General features: G+C 71.3%; 20 protein-coding genes and 1 riboswitch. Of the genes, 3 read left to right on the top strand and 17 right to left on the bottom strand.

The window, feature by feature from the left end; genetic code table 11:
- The first annotated feature begins 36 nt into the window (after positions 1-36).
- Both ACFWY5_RS06945 and ACFWY5_RS06950 read left to right on the top strand, forming a co-directional pair.
- Positions 37-1,011 carry a LacI family DNA-binding transcriptional regulator gene (locus ACFWY5_RS06945; RefSeq protein ID WP_379630769.1) on the top strand — a complete coding sequence of 325 codons (975 nt, stop codon included), beginning with the start codon at positions 37-39 and terminating at the stop codon, positions 1,009-1,011.
- Complete coding sequence (locus tag ACFWY5_RS06950; protein WP_379630770.1) at positions 1,008-2,417, top strand: rhamnulokinase family protein; 1,410 nt, start codon at positions 1,008-1,010, stop codon at positions 2,415-2,417. Before ACFWY5_RS06945 ends, ACFWY5_RS06950 begins: the two co-directional genes overlap by 4 nt.
- A gap of 61 nt (positions 2,418-2,478) precedes the next feature.
- On the opposite strand, the gene ACFWY5_RS06955 is transcribed toward ACFWY5_RS06950, so the two are convergent.
- The 3 genes from ACFWY5_RS06955 to ACFWY5_RS06965 form a co-directional block, all read right to left on the bottom strand.
- Positions 2,479-3,774 carry a dicarboxylate/amino acid:cation symporter gene (locus tag ACFWY5_RS06955; RefSeq protein ID WP_379618642.1) on the bottom strand — a complete coding sequence of 432 codons (1,296 nt, stop codon included), beginning with the start codon at positions 3,772-3,774 and terminating at the stop codon, positions 2,479-2,481.
- 89 nt (positions 3,775-3,863) lie between these two features.
- Positions 3,864-3,947 (bottom strand): putative leader peptide, encoded by an 84-nt coding sequence (locus ACFWY5_RS06960; RefSeq protein WP_379618716.1) that lies wholly within the window; start codon positions 3,945-3,947, stop codon positions 3,864-3,866.
- Positions 3,948-4,620: 673 nt separating this feature from the next.
- On the bottom strand, positions 4,621-5,661 hold the full coding sequence (locus ACFWY5_RS06965) for an LLM class F420-dependent oxidoreductase (RefSeq protein WP_379618644.1): 1,041 nt from the start codon (positions 5,659-5,661) through the stop codon (positions 4,621-4,623).
- A 94-nt stretch (positions 5,662-5,755) separates the two neighbouring features.
- Here ACFWY5_RS06965 and ACFWY5_RS06970 point away from each other — a divergent pair, with 94 nt between their 5' ends.
- Positions 5,756-6,646 (top strand): endonuclease/exonuclease/phosphatase family protein, encoded by an 891-nt coding sequence (locus ACFWY5_RS06970; RefSeq protein ID WP_379630771.1) that lies wholly within the window; start codon positions 5,756-5,758, stop codon positions 6,644-6,646.
- Here ACFWY5_RS06970 and ACFWY5_RS06975 read toward each other — a convergent pair.
- From ACFWY5_RS06975 to ACFWY5_RS07040, 14 genes are all read right to left on the bottom strand, one after another.
- Positions 6,643-7,209, bottom strand: a complete 567-nt coding sequence (locus tag ACFWY5_RS06975) for an NTP transferase domain-containing protein (protein ID WP_379630772.1) — start codon at positions 7,207-7,209, stop codon at positions 6,643-6,645. The genes ACFWY5_RS06970 and ACFWY5_RS06975 overlap by 4 nt on opposite strands.
- Positions 7,196-8,305, bottom strand: coding sequence for an XdhC family protein (locus tag ACFWY5_RS06980; RefSeq protein ID WP_379630773.1), 1,110 nt, complete (start codon positions 8,303-8,305; stop codon positions 7,196-7,198). Before ACFWY5_RS06980 ends, ACFWY5_RS06975 begins: the two co-directional genes overlap by 14 nt.
- The gene (locus ACFWY5_RS06985; RefSeq protein WP_379630774.1) at positions 8,298-9,350 is read right to left on the bottom strand and encodes a VWA domain-containing protein; all 1,053 of its coding nucleotides are present in this window, start codon (positions 9,348-9,350) and stop codon (positions 8,298-8,300) included. Before ACFWY5_RS06985 ends, ACFWY5_RS06980 begins: the two co-directional genes overlap by 8 nt.
- Complete coding sequence (locus ACFWY5_RS06990) at positions 9,343-10,233, bottom strand: AAA family ATPase (RefSeq protein WP_379630775.1); 891 nt, start codon at positions 10,231-10,233, stop codon at positions 9,343-9,345. Before ACFWY5_RS06990 ends, ACFWY5_RS06985 begins: the two co-directional genes overlap by 8 nt.
- A gap of 21 nt (positions 10,234-10,254) precedes the next feature.
- The gene (locus ACFWY5_RS06995) at positions 10,255-10,992 is read right to left on the bottom strand and encodes a phosphodiesterase (protein WP_379630776.1); all 738 of its coding nucleotides are present in this window, start codon (positions 10,990-10,992) and stop codon (positions 10,255-10,257) included.
- 69 nt (positions 10,993-11,061) lie between these two features.
- Positions 11,062-11,514, bottom strand: a complete 453-nt coding sequence (locus ACFWY5_RS07000) for a PH domain-containing protein (protein ID WP_379630777.1) — start codon at positions 11,512-11,514, stop codon at positions 11,062-11,064.
- Positions 11,515-11,633: 119 nt separating this feature from the next.
- Complete coding sequence (gene ribH, locus ACFWY5_RS07005; RefSeq protein ID WP_379618660.1) at positions 11,634-12,104, bottom strand: 6,7-dimethyl-8-ribityllumazine synthase; 471 nt, start codon at positions 12,102-12,104, stop codon at positions 11,634-11,636.
- Positions 12,101-13,312 (bottom strand): bifunctional 3,4-dihydroxy-2-butanone-4-phosphate synthase/GTP cyclohydrolase II, encoded by a 1,212-nt coding sequence (locus tag ACFWY5_RS07010; RefSeq protein ID WP_379618662.1) that lies wholly within the window; start codon positions 13,310-13,312, stop codon positions 12,101-12,103. The genes ribH and ACFWY5_RS07010 overlap by 4 nt, the downstream gene beginning before the upstream one ends.
- Positions 13,309-13,959, bottom strand: a complete 651-nt coding sequence (locus ACFWY5_RS07015; RefSeq protein WP_379618664.1) for a nicotinamide riboside transporter PnuC — start codon at positions 13,957-13,959, stop codon at positions 13,309-13,311. The genes ACFWY5_RS07010 and ACFWY5_RS07015 overlap by 4 nt, the downstream gene beginning before the upstream one ends.
- A gap of 32 nt (positions 13,960-13,991) precedes the next feature.
- The gene (locus ACFWY5_RS07020; protein WP_379618666.1) at positions 13,992-14,582 is read right to left on the bottom strand and encodes a riboflavin synthase; all 591 of its coding nucleotides are present in this window, start codon (positions 14,580-14,582) and stop codon (positions 13,992-13,994) included.
- Positions 14,582-15,931 (bottom strand): bifunctional diaminohydroxyphosphoribosylaminopyrimidine deaminase/5-amino-6-(5-phosphoribosylamino)uracil reductase RibD, encoded by a 1,350-nt coding sequence (ribD, locus tag ACFWY5_RS07025; protein ID WP_379630778.1) that lies wholly within the window; start codon positions 15,929-15,931, stop codon positions 14,582-14,584. The genes ACFWY5_RS07020 and ribD overlap by 1 nt, the downstream gene beginning before the upstream one ends.
- A 101-nt stretch (positions 15,932-16,032) precedes the next feature.
- Positions 16,033-16,163: riboswitch (FMN riboswitch) on the bottom strand.
- Between the two features lie 82 nt (positions 16,164-16,245).
- A complete protein-coding gene (locus ACFWY5_RS07030; RefSeq protein ID WP_379630779.1) occupies positions 16,246-17,055 on the bottom strand; it encodes an oxygenase MpaB family protein in 810 nt (269 codons plus the stop codon).
- 213 nt (positions 17,056-17,268) lie between these two features.
- Positions 17,269-17,940: a ribulose-phosphate 3-epimerase gene (gene rpe / locus ACFWY5_RS07035; RefSeq protein ID WP_379630780.1), complete on the bottom strand. Its 672-nt coding sequence runs from the start codon at positions 17,938-17,940 to the stop codon at positions 17,269-17,271.
- A 61-nt stretch (positions 17,941-18,001) separates the two neighbouring features.
- Positions 18,002-18,973 carry a phosphatase PAP2 family protein gene (locus ACFWY5_RS07040; RefSeq protein ID WP_379618674.1) on the bottom strand — a complete coding sequence of 324 codons (972 nt, stop codon included), beginning with the start codon at positions 18,971-18,973 and terminating at the stop codon, positions 18,002-18,004.
- Between the last annotated feature and the right edge of the window lie 63 nt (positions 18,974-19,036).

A 19,036-nucleotide genomic window follows, 5' to 3' on the forward strand; every position in this document is an offset into this window, starting at 1 on the left:
CGTTTCTCGGTTGTTACGTTTTAATCAGGTCCTGTGGTGAACATCAAGGAGGTCGCCGAACTGGCCGGAGTCAGCCCCGGCACGGTCTCGAACGTCCTGAACCGCCCGGAGAAAGTCTCCCCCACGACCCGCCGGCGGGTGGAGGCGGCCATCGAGGACCTCGGCTTCGTCCGGCACGCCTCGGCCTCGACGCTGCGCGCGGGCTACAGCCGGACCATCGGCCTGTCGGTGATCGACATCGGCAACCCGTTCTTCACCGACGTGGCCGCCGGCGTGGAGGAGACCGCCAGTGCCCTGGGGTACGCGGTCATCCTGGGCAACTCGGCGGGCTCGCGTACCAAAGAGGAACGCAACCTGCGCGTCCTGGCCGAGCAGCGGGTCCGCGGCGTGCTCATCACCCCGTCCGACGAGGACCCCGCGCGCCTGGACCGCCTGCGCGCCCACAACATCAACGTCGTCCTCGTCGACCACCCGCCCCACCGCGCCGACCAGTGCTCGGTGGCGGTGAACGACGTGGTCGGCAGCAAGCTGGCCGTGGAGCATCTCCTGGCCGGCGGCGCGACCTCCGTCGCCTACGTCAGCGGCCCCCTGACCATCCGCCAGTGCCAGGATCGTTTCGAGGGCGCCTCCCGGACGTTCCCCGGCACCCTGCGCCTGATCCAGATGCCCGCCATGACCGCCCGCGCCGGAGAAAGAGCCGCCCAACTGCTGCTGGACTCCGGCATTCCGGACGCCGTCTTCTGCGCCAACGACCTGCTGGCACTGGGCGTCCTGCGCGGCCTCACGCAACTCGGCGTCCGCATCCCGGACGACGTGGCCCTGATGGGCTACGACGACATCGACTTCGCGTCGGCCTCGGCCGTCTCCCTGACCTCCATCCGCCAGCCGACCTACCAGTTGGGCAAGGTCGCCACGGAACTGCTGCTCGACGAGTGCGACCGCCCCGGCGCCCACGCCCACCAGCAGATCGTCTTCCAGCCCGAACTGGTCGTGAGGGAGTCCACCCGATGACCCGCTTCGCCGCCATCGACCTCGGCGCGTCCAGCGGCCGCGTCATCGTCAGCGACGAGTCCCTGACGTTGACCGAGGTCCACCGCTTCCCCAACGGCGCCACCCTGCGCGAGGGCGCCCTGCGCTGGGACATCCACCGCATTTTCCACGAGATCCTGTACGGCCTGGCCAAAGCGGGACCGGTCGACTCGATCGGCATCGACTCGTGGGGCGTCGACTACGGTCTCCTGGGCTACGACGGCACCTTGCTCCGGGACCCGGTGAGCTACCGCGACAGCCGTACCGAAAAAGTGGTGTCCCCCACCATCGACCGCCTGGGCGCCGGAGCTCTCTACGCGGCCACCGGCATCCAGCCCCACCCCATCAACACCGTCTTCCAGCTACTGGCCGACGACCTGACCGGCGCCGCGACCATACTCCTGATTCCCGACCTGATCGCGTACTGGCTGACCGGCGAGATCGGCGCGGAGGTCACCAACGCCTCGACCACCGGCCTCCTGGACATCCACACCCGGACCTGGTCGGACGACCTGGCGGGCAAAGCGGGCATCCCCACCCACCTCTTCCCGCCGATCCGCCACCCCGGCGCCCCCATCGGCGTCATGACCCCCGCCCACGCGCCCGCGTCGTGCTGCCGGGACGCCTTCCCGGACTGGTCGGCCCCGGTCGTGACAGTGGCCTCCCACGACACCGCCTCCGCCGTGATCGCCGTCCCGGCCACCACGGACGCCTTCGCCTACATCTCCTGCGGTACGTGGTCGCTGGTGGGCGTGGAGCTTTCTTCTCCGGTGCTGTCAGAGGCCAGCCGTACCGGAAATTTCACGAACGAGACCGGCCTGGACGGCACCACCCGCTACCTCCGCAACGTCATGGGCCTGTGGCTCCTCCAGGAATGCCTGACCACCTGGGGCACACCCGACCTCCCCACCTTGCTGCGGTCAGCCGAGGAAGCCGAACCTTTCCGCTCCCTGATCGACGCCGCCGACCCCGCCTTTCTGGCCCCCGGCGACATGCCCACCCGCATAGCCGAAGCCTGCCGAGCAGCCGGCCAGCCAGCCCCGAGAACGCGCGCCGAGACAGTCCGCTGCATCCTGGAAAGCCTGGCCCTGGCCCACAGAAACGCGGTGGCCGACGCGACAACCTTGTCCGGTCACCCGGTGGAGGTCATCCATTTGCTGGGCGGCGGCTCCCGCAACCGCCTCCTGTGCCGGCTAACCGCCGAAGCCTGCGACCTCCCCGTGGTGGCCGGCCCCGTAGAGGCCACCGCCCTGGGCAACATCCTCGTCCAGGCCCGAACAGCCGGAATGGTCGGCAGCTTCCGCGAAATCCGCACGCTGGCGCGTGACCTTCACAGCGAACCGCATCCCGCCGCAAAGACTTCTGCCGCTCCGCCGGGGCACACCTAAGTCTTTCAGCACGCGAAAGGGCGAGAGGCCGGGAGCCTCTCGCCCTTTCGCGATTGTGCGGTTATGCCAGCGCCGGTTCCCTGGCGGGGGACTTGGCCGCGGGGGCGTCGTTGTCGAGGGGCTGGGGTGGGGCGTTGAAGACGGCCTCGTCGAGGCGGCCCTCCGAGCGGGCGACCAGGACGGGGACCACTGCCTGGCCCGCGACGTTGGTGGCGGTGCGGATCATGTCCAGGATGGGGTCGATGGCGAGGAGGAGGCCGACACCTTCCAGGGGCAGGCCCAGGGTGCTCAGGGTCAGGGTGAGCATGACGATGGCGCCGGTCAGGCCGGCCGTCGCTGCCGAGCCCACGACCGAGACGAACGCGATCAGCAGGTAGTCGCCCACGCCCAGCGGGACGTTGAAGACCTGGGCCACGAAGATGGCGGCCAGCGCGGGGTAGACCGAGGCGCAGCCGTCCATCTTGGTGGTGGCGCCGAACGGCACGGCGAAGGAGGCGTAGTCGCGGTCGACGCCGTTGCGCTCCACCGTCACGCGCTGGGTCAGGGGCAGGGTGCCGACGGAGGAGCGGGAGACGAAGGCGAGCTCGATGGCGGGCCAGGCGTTGCGGTAGAACTTCAGCGGGTTGACCTTGCCGAAGACGGCCAGCAGCGTCGGGTAGATCGCCAGCAGGACGATGAAGCAGCCGATGTAGACGCCGGCCGAGAACTTGGCCAGCGGCGCCAGCAGGTCCCAGCCGTAGGTGGCCACGGCCTTGCCGATCAGGCCCGCGGTGCCGATGGGGGCCAGGCGGATGACCCACCACAGGGCCTTCTGGACGAGTTCGAGGACCGAGCGGCTGAGGTTCAGGAACGGCTCGGCCTTGTCGCCGATCGCCAGGGCCGCGGCGCCGAGGACGACACCGAGGAAGACGATCTGGAGGACGTTGAGCTCGGTGAAGGCGGTGACGATGTTCGTGGGGATGATGCCGGTCACGAAGTCGAGCCAGGTCCCGGCGCCCTCGGTGTCGACGGGCTTGGCGGTGCTGGTGTCGAGGGTGACGCCCTGGCCGGGGTTGATGATGAGACCGAGGCCGATGGCGAAGGCGACCGAGATGAAGGCGGTCGCCAGGAACCAGAACAGGGTCTTCGAGGCCAACCTGGCGGCGCCGTTGACGTTGCGGAGGTTGGCGACGCTGACCAGCACCGCGGTGAACACCAGCGGCGGGACGGCCAGCTTCAGCAGCTGGACGAAGATCTTGCCGACTTGGGTCAGGGTCTCTGCCAGCCAGGAGACGTCCCAAATCTTGGCGACGAATCCGAGGGCTATGCCGGCCACGAGGCCGGCGAGCAGTTGCAGGGAAAAGCTGAATCTCTTCACGAGAGGAAGGCTCCGGAGATGACGGCATGCCAAAGGCGCACCGGAAAGGAGAAAAGGGGTGAGTGGCGATCTAGCGCGTCATGGCGCGATCAGCGACAGCTCGTCCCCGTCACGCGGCACAGGTCGATGTGCAGCCGCTCAACGAGCCACACGATGACTACCGAAAACCTCACGAACCGTCACAACACCACTCTTATCTCTGGCTATTCCCGTCGTCCTGTGTGATCTAGATCACTATCCTTTACGGCTCCGCCCACGAACCACCGCCCACCGCCCCCAGCGCGCCGCCGCAGCCGATGCTCCCCACCGCACTCCGGCGGGGCGCCGCGACAGCCATCCGCCGGCCGGCCGCCGTGGCCCACGCCGGGCACCGCACCGGGTGCGCCGAACCCCGCCGTACCCCTTCCGCCCGCGCGGCGCACAAAACCCCGGCAACCCCCTCAGACCCGGACAACCCACGACCAAGACAGCCCCAGCCTCCGGAACCCAACCCGTGACCAGGGGGCCGGGTGGCCGAGGGCCGGGTGGCCAAGGGCCGGCGAGCCAGGGGGCAGCGGGCCAGGGGCCGAAGCCGGGGTCGAGGCCGGGCCGGGGTCGAGGCCGGGCCGGGGGGTTGGACCGGTGGCGGAGGGAGGGAGAGGCCGGTGGTGGAGAGAACGGAAGCGGCAGGTCCGGAGCAGGCCGGACCCCGGGCGGACGGCGACCGGGGTGAAGGCGGGCGGACCAGGGTGCCGAGGTGGAGGCGGGTGGTGGAGCGGGGTCCGGGGTAGGCCGGACCCCGGGCGGACGGGCGACCGGGGTGGAGGCGGGCGGACCAGGGTGCCGGGGTGGAAGTGTGCCGGGCGGTTAGGCGGTCAGTTCTTTCATCTTTTCCACGAGGCGCAGGCGCTCCTCGTGGGTGTTGGCGAGGGGCGTCACGTTCAGCGTCGTCACACCCGACTCACGCAGAGCCTGGATCCGGTCCCGGACGAAGCCCTCCGATCCGATCAGCGACATCTTCTCCAGCAACTCCTGCGGCACCAAAGCCGCCGCCTCCTGCTTCTTCCCCTCCAGGTACAGGTCCTGGATCTGCTCGGCCTCCTTCTCGTAGCCGTAGCGCCGGGCGAGCTCGTTGTAGAAGTTGCGCCCCTTGGCGCCCATCCCGCCGATGTACAGGGCCGCCATGCCACGCCCCAGCTCCAGCAACCCCTGCACGTCGTCGCCGATCGCCAGGGCGGCCTGCGCGATCGTGTCCAAGGAGCCGAGGGCCGGGTCGCGGCGGGCGGCTCCGGCGGCCAGTGACGGGCCCCAGACCTCGGCCGCCTTCTCCGGTACGTAGAAGATCGGCTCCCAGCCTTCGGCGACCTCGGCGGTCAGCTCGACGTTCTTGGGGCCGATGGCGGCGACCACGATCGGGATGCGCGGCCGTACCGGATGATTGATGATCTTCAGGGCTTTGCCGAGTCCGGTGCCCTGCTCGGGCGGGAGCGGGAGGGTGTAGTGGTTGCCGGAGTAGGTGAGCTTCTCGCGGCGCCACACCTGGCGGCAGATGTCGATGACCTCGCGGGTACGGCCCAGCGGCGCCGTATAGGGCACGCCGTGGAAGCCCTCGATCACCTGCGGGCCCGAGGCGCCGAGGCCCAGGGTGAAGCGGCCGTCGGAGACGTAGTCGAGCCCGGCGGCGGTCATCGCGAGCAGGGTCGGGGTGCGGGAGTAGATCGGCAGGATGCCGGAGGCGATCTCGAGGCGGTCGGTCTTGGCGGCGATGTAGCCCATCTGGCTGACCGCGTCGAAGCTGTAGGCCTCGGCCACGAAGACGATGTCGAGCCCGGCCCGCTCGTAGTCGGCCAGTTCGGCGACCGTCTCCTTGAAGCCGCCTGAATAGTTGAGCGCCATACCGATCCGCATGCCGGGCTCCCTCGAACCGAGTAGTAACCGAACTATATTCGGCACCAGGTTAGCCTGTCCGCATCCCGAGCCCGCACCGGCTAGCCTGGGACGGGTGCTGAGTCGGGTCGTCATCGTCGTGTCCGCCCTGGTCGCCGTGGCCTTGGCGGGTCATCAGCTCTTTCCGGCCATGGGTGGATTCACACCCATCTGGGAGAGCATGCTGCCCTGGGTGGGGCTCACGGTGCCCATGCTTCTGCTCGGCGCGGCGCTGTCACGCTCGAAGGGCGCCGCGGTCGCGGCCCTGGTGCCCGGCCTGGTGTGGGCGCTGATGTTCGGCTCGACCATGCTGCAGTCGCCGCCTGGCGGCGCCAGCGACCTCAAGGTGGCCACGGTCAACGTCGGCGTCACCAACAGCGCCTCAGGCGAGGCCATGCGCAAGATCGCCGAAGGGCTCGACCTGGTCGCGGCCCAGGAACTCACCCCGGGCGGACCGGCCGCCAAGCAGCTCGACCGGATGTTCCCGCACAAGTACCCCGTCGGCACGGTCGGGCTGTGGAGCCGCTACCCGCTGAGCAAGCAGCAGAAGCTCGACGTCGGCATGGGCTGGCCCAGGGCGCTGCGGGCGGTGGCCGACACGCCGAAGGGCAAGGTCACCGTGTACGTGATGCACCTGGCCTCGGCCCGCCCCGGGCACACCGCCTTCCGCGACAAGTCGCTGGCCCACGCGCGCTCGCTGGTCGACAAGGACTCCAGCAAGCGCATCCTGCTCATGGGCGACCTCAACACCGCCACCACCGACCGCGGCATGTCCGGGCTGACGCCGCCGCTGCGGGACGCGCAGCGCGAGGCGGGCGACGGGTTCGGGTTCACCTGGCCGTCGTCGTTCCCGATCACCCGGCCCGACCACATCCTGTACAAGGGCATGACCGCGACCAAGGCGGGCGTCGCCCCGGCCGTCGGCAGCGACCACCGCGCCGCACTCGCATCTCTACGAATGAGCTAGAGGCCTTTCAGAAGCTCCAGGTCCTCGGGCGTGTCGATGTCGGCCGGGCTGCCCAGCCCGTCGCACGGCACGTCGGTGATCAGTTCCGGATACGCCTTCAGGAACGGCCTGGCCCCCACGTCCCCCACGGCCAGCCCGGCCACCTCGGCGAAGTGGTCCCGGCCGAACAGCACCGGGTTGCGCCGGGCGCCGCCGTACGTGGCGACGGCCACCTCACCCCCGCTGGCGATCAGCGCCGCCACCGCGGCGGGCGACACGAACGGCTGGTCCACCAGCGCCACCACGACGGCGGCGGCGTCCGGCGGCAGCGCGGCCAGCCCGACGCGCAGCGAGGAGCCCATCCCGGTGCGCCAGTCGGGGTTGCGCACGACGACGGCGCCGCGCACGGGCACGGTCGCCGCCCCGAGCACCACGACGACGGGATGGCAGCCGCCGGTCTCCAGCAGCCGCACCCCGCGATCGACCAGCCGCTCGCCCTCGTACTCCACGAGCGCCTTGGGCGTGCCCAGCCGCGCTCCGCGCCCGGCCGCGAGCAGCAGCCCCGCCACGCTAGATCGCTTCATCCCGCTTTTCTGCCCATCCGTGAATGCGTCCACGCGTCTCGCTCAGCGGCCGTCCGGAACCGCCCCACCGCAGCTGGATGAGCTCGGCGGCGATGGACACCGCCGTCTCCTCGGGGGTGCGGGCGCCCAGGTCGAGGCCGATGGGCGAGCGCAGCCGTCCCAGCTCGGCGTCGGTGAGCCCGGCCTCGCGCAGCCGTTCCAGCCGGTCCGCGTGGGTACGGCGCGAGCCCATCGCGCCCACGTAGTCGGCGTCGGTGCGCAGTGCCAGCTCCAGCAGCGGCACGTCGAACTTGGGGTCGTGGGTGAGCACGGCGATGACCGTGCGCTCGTCCACCTTCTGCGTGGCCAGGTAGTCGTGCGGCCACTTGACCACGACCTCGTCGGCCTCGGGGAAGCGCTTGGGGGTGGCGAAGACCGGGCGGGCGTCGCAGACGGTGACGTGGTAGCCGAGGAACTTGCCGACCCGGGCGACGGCGGCGGCGAAGTCGATGGCGCCGAAGACCAGCATGCGCGGCGGCGGCGCGAAGGAGTGCACGAACACCGCCAGGTCGTCCAGGCGGCGCTCGCCGTGGCCGCCGTAGTGGCGGATGCCGGTCAGGCCCTGGGCGAGCATGCCGCGGGCGTCGTCGTCGACGGCCTGGTCGAGGCGGTCGAGGCCGAGGGTGCCCGCGGTGCGCTCGGGCCAGATCACCCTTCTCGCGCCCATCCGGCCAGGGCCGCCGACGATGGTGGCGACGGCCACGGGTTCGTGGGCGCGGACCGAGGCGTAGATGTCGCCGAGCTCGGGGAAGGTCTCGATGGAGACCGGCTCGACGAGGATGTCGATGATGCCGCCGCAGGTGAGCCCGACCGCGAAGGCGTCGTCGTCGCTCACGCCGTACCGCCGCAGGACGGGGACCTCGGTCTCGGCGGCCAGTTCGAACACCGCGCCCTCGACGCAGCCGCCGGAGACGCTGCCGACGACCTCGTCCCCGCGCACGGCCATCGAGGCGCCGGGCGGCCGGGGCGCGCTGCTGAACGTGCTCACCACGGTCGCCAGCCCGAACCTCAGCCCGGAGCGCCACCACCGCATGATCTCCGGGAGCACCTCACGCATGGCCGAGCCTTTCGCTGAGCGCCTCGAACGCGGCCAGGCTGTGCCCGGCCACGAGGTCGTCGATGTACGGCAACGCCGCCCGCATCCCACCGGTGAGCGGCTCGTAACCCTCATACCCCTTGTGCGGGTTCACCCAGATCACCCGGTACGCCTGCCGGGCGAGCCTGGCCATCTGGGCGCCGAGCAGCGCCGGGTCGCCGCGTTCCCAGCCGTCCGAGGCGAGGACCACGATCGCGCCGCGCGCGTCATGATTTTTCAGGAAACTCCGGAGCTCCTCCCCCAGCCGGGTGCCCCCGCTCCAGTCCGGTATCACCCGCGACGCCGCGTTCAGCGCGGTGCCCGGATCGCGGTGGCGCAACTCGGCGGTGACGTGCGTCAGCCGCGTCCCGATCGAGAACACCCTGGTCGCCCTGGGTTCGCTGCGCACCAGCGCGTGCGCGTACCGCAGCAGCGTCTCCGCGTACGGCGACATCGACCCGCTCACGTCGACCAGCAGCACCACCTCGCGCGGGCGCGTGGCGTGCGTCTTCCTGCGCAGCCGCGCCACCTCGCCCTTGCGCAGCGCCTCGCGGATCGTCCGCCGCGGGTCGAGGACGCCGCGGTGGGCGGGCTGGTGGCGCCGCGAGCGCCGCATCGCCAGCATCCGGTGCACTTCGCCGCGTTCCGCCTCGGTCATCCTGGCCACGTCGCGGTGGCGCAGGATCTCGGTGCGGCTGGCCGTGCCGGGCGCCGCGTCCGCGTCCTCCTGCTCGCCGTCCTCGCCCGCCTCGCCCACCGCCACGTGCCGCGTGACGACCTTGTCCGCGGTACGGCCGGCCGCCCGCAGACCGCCGAAGTAGGCGGCGAAGCAGCGGTCGTACCGGGGCAGGTCGTCCGGCGCCGCGCACAGCGTCAGCCGCCCGGCCCAGTACACGCGCGCCGGGTCGCCGACGTCGAGGTGGTCCAGCGCCAGCAGCAGGTTGCGGGTGCGCTCGTGGTCGGCCGCGACCCCCGCCGCCCGCAGCGTCCTGGCGAACCCGGTCATGGTCGCGGCCAGCTCATCCATGGCGCAGCAGCCCGTTCGCGAGCACCGCCTCGACGTCCTCCCGGTACTTCAGCGCCGCGCCCAGCGTGGCCGCCGCCAGCCCCGGGTCGAGCTCGCGCGCGCCGAGCGTCAGCAGCGCCTCGGTCCAGTCGAGGGTCTCGGCCACGCCGGGCGGCTTGATCAGCTCGGCCGCCCGCAGCCGCTCCGCCGCCCCCGCCACCTGTACGGCCAGCGTCTGCGTGCACGAGGGCAGTCTGCGCAGCAGGATCGCCACCTCACGGTCGAACCCCGGGTGCTCCAGCCAGTGGTACAGGCAGCGCCGCTTCAGCGCGTCGTGCACCTCCCGCGTCCGGTTGGAGGTGACGACCACGACCGGCGGCGTGGCCGCCTTGATCGTGCCCAGCTCGGGAATGGAGATCGTGAAGTCGGACAGCACCTCCAGCAGGAACGCCTCGAACTCGTCGTCGGCCCGGTCGATCTCGTCCACCAGCAGCACGCTGGGCTGCGTCTCGACCGCCTTCAGCAAGGGCCGGGCGATGAGGAAGCGCCGGTCGTAGATCTCGCTCTCCAGCCGGGCCACGTCGGTGACCCCGGCCGCCTCGGCGGCCTTGAGGTGGAGGAGCTGGCGGGCGAAGTCCCAGTCGTAGAGGGCCTGGGCGGCGTCGAGGCCCTCGTAGCACTGCAGCCTGATGAGCGGCGCCTTGAGCAGATCGGCCAGGGTCTTGGCCAGCTCGGTCTTGCCGACCCCCGCCTCCCCTTCCAAGAACAGCGGCCGGCCCATCCGCAGCGCCAGGAACGCCGCCGTCGCCAGTCCTTCGTCGGCCAGGTAGGAGTACCGGTCGAGCAGCTCGATCAGCTTTTCCGGTGACTCGATGTCCGCCGCTCTGATGGTCCGCCTCAGCACCCCTTCAGGCTACGCCGACATTCAGAGGATCGTTCGGTAGTGCGTCGTCACGCGGCCCTCGTCGAGCACGTGGAAGGCCAGGGACGGTGGCTGGTCGAGGTCCACCACGCCCTTGGGCAGCTCCCAGGGGAGCCGGAGCGTCGAGACGACACCGGGCGCCACGAGCAGGGGCCGGCCCGCGAACGTGGTGGCCGCCGGGGTGTGGGCGTGCCCGGCCAGCAGGGCGGCCACGTGGGGGTGGCGCTCCAGGAGGTCGGCCAGGCGCCGCTCGCCGTACTGCCTGATGCCGTCGACGAACGGCACGTGCAGCAGCGCGGGAGGGTGATGGAAGGCGACCAGCGCCGTCCGCTCCCCCGCCCTGGCCAGGACCTGGTCCAGCCACAGGAGCGTCTCGTCCTCCAGCAGCCCCTCGTCCTTGCCCGGCACCGAGGAGTCGCACGCCGCCACGACGAAGCCGGAGCCGTGGTGCACCTGGTTGACCGGGCCTGGGGCGGCCTCGCCGCCGAGCAGGTGCGCGCGGAAGGCGGCGCGGTCGTCGTGGTTGCCGGGGCAGACCAGGACGGGGTGCCGGGAGTCCAGCAGCTCACGGGCCCGCGCGTACTCCTCCGGCAGGCCGTGGTCGGCGATGTCACCGGTGACCAGGACGAGGTCGAGGTCGTACGGGAGGTCGTTCAGGTAGTCCATGACGGCGCGGGTGCGGTCGGAGCTGCGCGGATCGGCGTCGAGGTGAATGTCGCTGAGATGCGCGATCACGTTCATGTCCGTGCAGCGTAGCCCCGGGGTGGTCACCGGCAAAGGTCCACCTCACCCCCGAACCGCCAGGCCACTTCAGTCTTCGCCGGCTTCGCCCCGGGTGCGGATGAGGGCCTTGAGCTCGGCCGTGGCCTGTTTGGCGCGGGCCTTCTCCGAGCCCTGGATGCCCATGGCGCCGACGGTGCGGCCGTCAGAGAAGTCGATCTTGGGCCAGGGGTCGCCGACCATCAGCGTGACGTCCAGGACCTCGGGCCAGGTGTAGCGGTGGGTGCGCAGGGCGTTGACGAGGGTGATGCCCTCGTCGTCGGCATCCACGCGGACGCGGCCCAGCAGATGCAGGATGTACGCCACCGCGCAGCCGAACAGCACGATGGCGATCCGGTCGGCCAGCTGGAACGGCTCGGCGATGAACAGGGCCATCAGCACGGCGCCGATGAGGATGACCACGGCGAAGCCGTACGGGACGATTCTGCCGCGGCGCGGCCGGAAGGTCACGGGCAGCGGCGGCGGGCTGACTGGCTCGGGCACGCAGGAAACTTACCGCACGTCGGGGTCGGTCCGGCGAGCGGACGGCCGCGGCCACCGGCCACACTCCGTGGCAGGCCGCCCGCGACCGCGCCGCCCGCCACCTGGCCGGCGCCCGGCGATCAGACGGTCAGCCCGCGTAGCAGCAGCGCCGTCTCCAGCGCCGCCAGGGCCGACTCGTAACCCTTGTCCTCCTTGGCGCCGGGCCCGCCCGAGCGGTCCTCGGCCTGCTGGAGGTTCTCACAGGTCAGGACGCCGTTGCCGACCGGGGTCTCCTCGTCGAGCGAGATCCTGGTCAGTCCCGCGGTCACCGAGTCGCAGACGTACTCGAAATGGGCGGTCTCACCGCGGATCACCGCCCCGAGCGCCACCACCGCGTCGCATCGCCTGGCCAGCGCCTGCGCCACCACGGGGATCTCCAGCGAACCGGCCACCCTCACCACGGTGGCGCGGGCGCCGCTGTCGTCGCAGGCCTGCACGGCCCTGGCCACCAGCCGGTCGGTGATGCCCGCGTGCCAGCTCGCCGCGACGATCCCGACCTTGAGGCCGGAGGCGTCCACCACGGACGCCCCGGGCCGTCCTTCTCCGCTCATGAGGTCTCCTCCACGAAGTGGCCGAGACGTTCCCGCTTGGCCGTCAGGTACCGCTCGTTGTGCGGGTTCACGGCCACGGGCATGGCCTCGCGGCCCAGCACCTTGATGCCGTAGCCGTCCATGCCCTTGAGCTTGGCCGGGTTGTTGGTCAGCAGCCGGATCGACTTGACCCCCAGGTCGGCCAGCATCTGGCCGGCGTTGGAGAACTCGCGGGCGTCCACCGGCAGCCCCAGCTCCAGGTTGGCGTCGACGGTGTCGCTGCCGTTGTCCTGCAGGCTGTACGCCTTGAGCTTGGCCAGCAGGCCGATGCCACGTCCTTCGTGCCCGCGCAGGTACACGACGACGCCCCTGCCCTCCTCGGCGATGGCGGCCATGGCGTGGTCGAGCTGTACGCCGCAGTCGCAGCGCAGCGAGCCGAACACGTCGCCGGTCAGGCATTCGGAGTGGGCGCGGACCAGGACGTTCTCGCCGTCGCCGAGGTCGCCGAGCACGAGCGCGAGGTGCTCGCCGCCGTCCAGCGAGCTGGAGTAGCCGTACGCGCGCCACGTGCCGTGGCCGTTGGGCAGGCGGGTCTCGGCGACCCGGGTGACCATGCTCTCGGTACGCCGCCGGTGCTCGACGAGCTGCTCGATGGAGATGAGGGCGAGGTCGTGCTCGTCGGCGAAGGCGCGCAGCTCGGGCAGCCTGGCCATGGTGCCGTCGTCGTTGACGATCTCGGCCAGGACGCCCGCCGGTGACAGCCCGGCCAGGCGGGCCAGGTCGACGGCGGCCTCGGTGTGGCCCCTGCGCATCAGGACGCCGCCGTCGTGGTAGCGCAGCGGGAAGATGTGGCCGGGCCGTACCAGCTCATTGGGTTCTGTGGCGGAGTCGGCGAGCGCGCGGATGGTCTTGGCGCGGTCGGCGGCCGAGATGCCGGTGGTGACGCCGTCGCGCGCGTCGACGCTGATGGTGTACGCGGTCCGCATGCGCTCGCGGTTCTGGAACACCATGAGCGGCAGGCCGAGCCGGTCGAGCTCCTTGCCTTCCATGGGCACGCAGATGACGCCGCTGGTGTGGCGGATGGTGAAGGTCAGGAGCTCGGGGGTGGCCTTCGCGGCGGCGAAGATGATGTCGCCCTCGTTCTCGCGGTTCTCGTCGTCGACGACGATGACGGGCCTGCCGTCGCGGATGTCGTTGATGGCCCGTTCGACTTGGTCCAGCATGGTCATGTCGCCACCGCCATGGGCTTGAGCTCGGCGGTTCGTGTGCGGTACTCGCGCAGCCACTTCACGAAGCCGATGAGGACGAGGATGAAGAAGAGTCCGTAGACGGCGCCGGAGACGTAGAGCTGGGAGCGGAACAGCAGCGGCACGCCGACCAGGTCGACGGCCATCCACACGATCCAGAAGTCGACCAGCGCCCGCCCCTGCGCCCAGGTGGCGACGGCCCCGCCGACGAAGATGTACGCGTCGGCGGCCACGAGGAAGAGGCTCTCCGGCCCCGGCGCGTGCACGCCCCACGACAGCGGCAGCTCGAACAGCACCCACGCCCCGTAGAACACCGTGGCGACCAACGCGGTACCGAGCAGCATCGCGGCGATCAGCCCGACGCGCTCCCCCAACCGGGCCGGGCGCACCTCAAGGGCCTGGCCGCCCTGGGTGCCCTGGCGCCACTTCCACCAGCCGTAGACCGCCAGCGCGGCGAACAGGACCTGCTTCAGGGCGTTTCCGGTGACGTGCGCGCTGACCGAGGCGATGAACAGCAGCACCGCCCCCACGAACTGCACCGGCCACGTCCAGATGGACTTGCGCATGGCGAACAGCACGGTCGCCACCGCGAACACGTTGCCGAGCAGATCGGTCCACTTGACCGGCAACCCGAACACATTGATTGAGGCATCTGCCCAGCTCACCGCAGTGCCACCAGCCTTTCCACATACTTGGCGATCACGTCGACCTCCAGGTTCACCAGCTCCCCGGCCACCCGCCGTCCCAGGTTGGTCAGGCGCAGCGTGGTCGGGATGAGGCTCACCCCGAAGCTGTCGTCGTCAACCGTCGTGACCGTGAGACTGATTCCGTCGATCGCGATCGAGCCCTTCTCCGCCACATATCGGGCGAGCTGGGCGGGCAGGCTGAAGCGCAGGTTGTCCCACGCCTCGCCGGGCTCCCTCGACAGCAGTACGGCGGTGCCGTCCACGTGGCCCTGCACGATGTGACCGCCGAGCCGCTGGTCGGCGCGGACCGCGCGCTCCAGGTTGACCGCCGAACCCTCCTTGAGCCCGCCGAGCGAGGTGCGTTCCAGCGACTCCTTCATCACGTCGACGGTGAACACCCCGTCCGCCGACTCCACGACGGTCAGGCAGACGCCGTTGACGGAGATGGAGTCGCCGTGGCGGGCGTCGGAGGTGACGATCGGGCCGCGTACCGACAGCACGGCCGAGTCCCCGCGTGTTTCGAGGGCGACGACCTCGCCCATTTCCTCGATGATTCCGGTGAACATCACTTCTCCTTAGGGGAACCCGGCCGCGCGGTGAGCCGCAGGTCCGGGCCGATCATGGAAACCTCTTCGAAGACGAAGGAGTGGATGCCGGCGATCGTGGACACGCCCGCCTGCCCCAGCGCCGCCCGCCCCGAGCCGAGCAGCGCGGGTGCGACGTAGGCCACGACCCGGTCGACCAGGCCCTGCCTGACGAACGAGCCCGCGAGCGTCGGACCGCCCTCCAGAAAGACACTCAGCACGCCGCGCCGCCGCAGCTCCGCGAGCAGCGCGTGCAGATCCAGCCCGTCCGGCCGGTACGGCAGCCGCGCGAGCTCGGCCGTCAGACCGGTGCGCGTGGTGTCGGCGATGGCCACGAGGGTCGGCGCCGCCCCGTCGAGCACCCGCGCTCCGGCGGGCGTACGGGCTCCCGAATCGACCACCACCCGCAACGGCGGCCGCGCCCGCCGCCGCGCCTCGGCAAGCTGCTCCCGCATCACCCCGTCCAGCCCGCGTCCCAGCCTGCCGTCCAGCCCGTCTCCCAGCTCGCTCGCCGGCCCTCCGTCCGGCCCGTTCTCCAGCCCGTCGTCCGGTACGGCTTTCGCCGGGCGGGCGGTCAGGAGCGGGTCGTCGGCCAGGACGGTGCCGATGCCGGCGATGATCGCGTCGGAGGCGGCCCGCAGCCGGTGGACGTCCTGCCTGGCCTGGGGCGAGGTGATCCACTTGCTGGTGCCGTCCGCGGCGGCCGAACGCCCGTCGAGGGTGGCGGCGAACTTCCACGTGACATGCGGCCTGCCCAGCCGCACCGAGGTCAGCCACGCGGCGTTGACCCGCTCGGCCTCCTCGCCCAGCAGACCGTGCGCGACCTCGACACCGTGGGCGCGCAGCCGTTCGCCGCCGCCGGCCGCGAGCGGGTTGGGGTCGGGGACGGCGTAGACGACCCGGGCGAGACCGGCGGCCAGGAGCGCCTCGGTGCACGGGCCGGTGCTTCCGGTGTGGTCGCAGGGTTCGAGGGTGACGTAGGCGGTGCCGCCACGGGCCCGCTCACCGGCCGAGCGCAGGGCCACGACCTCGGCGTGGGGGCCACCGGCGTAGGCGTGAAAGCCCTCGCCCGCGACCTCACCGTGGGCGTCGAGGATGACGCAGCCGACGACGGGGTTGGGGCTGGTCGTGCCGAGACCGAACGCGGCCAGCTCGACGGCCCGCGCCATGTGCCCGGCATCCCACTCCCCCGCGGCATCCCACGTGCCCGCGCCGTGCCGTTGACCGGAGGCGTGCCGTTCATCTGCGGTGCGTTGTTCACCTGCGGCGTGCCGCTCGGCTGCGGGGCGCCGTTCATCGGAAGGGGGGTCATCCCGGAAGGGTTCGTCCACCCCCGGACCTCCTACTCGCCAGTAGCTCCAAGCCACGGCGAACCCCGGGGGTGCGTGGTGCGCGTACGCCACCACAACGGCGCCCGGCCACGGCCGGACGCCTGCGCGCTTCCTCCCATCCGGACTTTAACCGTCGGTCCCGGAATTTCACCGAGTCAACCGGCCGATGGCATCGGCCGGGTCGCGGACTGTAACCGCCGGTTCGGAATTTCACCGACCCCGGAGCACGCTAGCTCTTCTTTCGCCTATCAGTCTGCCATGCCCGAATCGGCATCTGCGACCGCCCCCATATTCTCAACCAAGCGCTCGCTTGGTCAAGCGGCCATGAGCTTGCGTGCCCGGCGGGCGTCGGGGGCGTAGCGCATCTGGGCGGGCACCAGGCCGAGACCCGCGTGCAACGTCCGCAGCGTGGCGGTGGCCCACAGGTCGCCGACGGGGGTGGCGGGCAGGCCGTACAGGCGGCGCGCCCAGCGGGGCAGGGTGGCGAACGCCAGCAGCGTCAGGGCGGGAAGCACGGGCTTGAGCGGCGCCAGCCGTAGCGGCAATGGCGCGGTCAGCGACTGCAGCAGCGGGTGCCCCGCCTCGGGCACCAGGCGCAGTCCCGGCCGCTCCGCCTCGACGTAGGCGCGCAGTTCGGCGACGCTGCCCGGGGCGTCACCGGGATTCAGGCCGACGACCTCCGCGGCCCGCCGCCATTCCAGGACGAACCGATCGGCATCCTCGGCCGACAGCCGTACACCCGCCCGCCGCGCCACCGACAGGTAGGAGTCCACCTCGCCGACGTGCACCCACATGAGCGCACCGGGCTCGTCCAGCCGGAAGCGCTCACCGGTGTCGGGGTCGTCGGCGCGAAGCATGGAGTGGATCTTCCGCACCCGCTTGCCGGCCCGCTCGACCTCGGCCAGCGTGCCGTAGGTCCGGACCCGGACGAACTCGGTGGTCCGCATGAACCGCGACCATGCCTCGTCGGGGTGCATGAGCGCGGAGTTCTGCAGGACGCCGCGCATCGCCCTCGGGTGCAACCCCTGCATCAGCAGCGCCCGGAACCCGCCCACCAGAAGGATGGGCTCCCCCATCACCCGCCACGTCACCGATTCCGGCCCGAACAGCCCATGGTCCGTCATAAGTAAACAGTTACCCATAACCCCCAACCAGACAAACGTTCCAGTACGCCCCCTGGAGCCAAGGGATCCCACCTCAAGCCCCCGCCACCGGCCCGAAACACGGACCCCGGCGAGCCACTCGGTCTCCCAGGGCCGGAGGGCCGTTCTTCGCGCTGGGGTCAGTGGTCCAGCACGCCGGCACCGGAAGAGCGGGCTTCCGGTGCCGGGGGCGGGTTAGATCGCGCCGCCTGGGCGGGGGACGCTCTCGGCCAGGGCGCGCAGCTCGTCGATGGCGGCGCGTGGGTCGGTGGCCCCGTAGACGGCGCTGCCGGCCACGAACACGTCCGCGCCCGCCTCGGCGCAGCGTTCGATCGTGTCGGCGGCCACCCCTCCGTCCACCTGGATCCAGATCTGCCCCCCGTGGCGGGCCACCAGCTCACGAGCGCGGCGGACCTTGGGGAGCACGACGTCGAGGAAGCGCTGTCCGCCGAAGCCGGGTTCGACCGTCATCAGCAACAGCATGTCGATCTCGCCCAGCAGGTCCTCGTACGGGGTGACGTCGGTGGCGGGGTTGAGGGCGAAACCGGCCCGCGCCCCCAGCGCCCTGATCTGGCGCAGCGTCCGTACCGGCGCCTTGGCCGCCTCCGCGTGGATGGTCACGCTGCCCGCCCCGGCCTCGGCGTAGGCGGGGGCCCAGCGGTCCGGGTCCTCGATCATGAGGTGGCAGTCGATCGGCGTGGACGTGGCCTTGAGCAGCGCTTCGACGACGGGCAGCCCGAGGGTGAGGTTGGGCACGAAGTGGTTGTCCATGACGTCCACGTGGAGCCAGTCGGCGTTGGGCACCGCGGCGGCCTCGTCGGCGAGCCGGGCGAAGTCGGCGGACAGGATGCTGGGCGAGATCTGCACGCTCCGATTCTAGGGAAGCCCCGGACCCGCACCGGGCACCGGCCGTCTCCCGGGAAACCTTCTACGGCACCTTGCGTCCGGCTCCGTCCATCAGGCCCAGCCGGATGAACGTCAGCGGCGCCCCGAGCTGCACCCACAACGTCAGCAGCGCGTACCGGAGATAGCGCAGCACATCGTGCTCCGGCAGCAGTTCCCGCAGCCCGAACCACACCGCCGCCACCACCACCGACCCGAGCGCCCACCGCGCCGCCTTCCGCCCGAGCGTCCCGCGCACCGAGAACCACCCGAGCCGGTACATCACCGACGCCCCCGCCAGCATCCCCAGCACCGACCCGCACATCGCCACCAGCGTGTCGAGCGCGGCGGGATCGACGTCCCCGGCCTGCTGCCACGCCGCGGGCAGCGACCACCCGGCATGAGGCACGTTGGCCAGCGCGGCCGCCCCCAGCGGGAGTACCGAGACCAGCGCCGACGCGGCCAGTTGCCAGCCGAGCGTCAGCCCCCGCCACCACCGTACGGCGGGCGGCTCCAGCTTCACCACCAGCACCAGGACGGCCACGCCCAGCAGCACCCCCGCCACCACGTCGGAGATGAAGTGCACCCCCAGGTAGACCCGGGACAGCCCGATGAGCGCGACCGCCGCCACCGCGCCCCACCACGCCCACGGCCGCCGCACGGCCGCGGCCAGGGCGCCCCACGTGGCCGTGGCGATCTGCGCGTGCCCGGACGGCAGCCCGAACGTCCCCTCCAGCGACAGCGGCCTGACCCGGGCGTCCACCCAGTAGGGACGCGGCGCGTGGAACAGCAGCTTGAGCACCGCGTTGCTGGCCGCCGCGCCCAGCACGACCACGCCCATCCGCAGGCCGAGGCGGGGGCTGACGCACCAGTACAGGACGGGCAGCAGGAACAGGAAGGTCTGCTCGCTGCCGAACAGCGACACCGCCTCCATCACCGGTTCCAGCCAGCCGGGCAGCCCCTGGAGCGCGATGATCGGCCCGAGTTCGGCCCCGCGCAGGCCGTCGAGGATGTCCACGTGGCCGATGGGACCACACCGGCCCAGGGCAAGGACAGGCTTAGAAGGCGAATCGTAACCTAA

Source organism: Nonomuraea sp. NPDC059007 (assembly GCF_042740555.1).
Lineage (GTDB): Bacteria > Actinomycetota > Actinomycetes > Streptosporangiales > Streptosporangiaceae > Nonomuraea.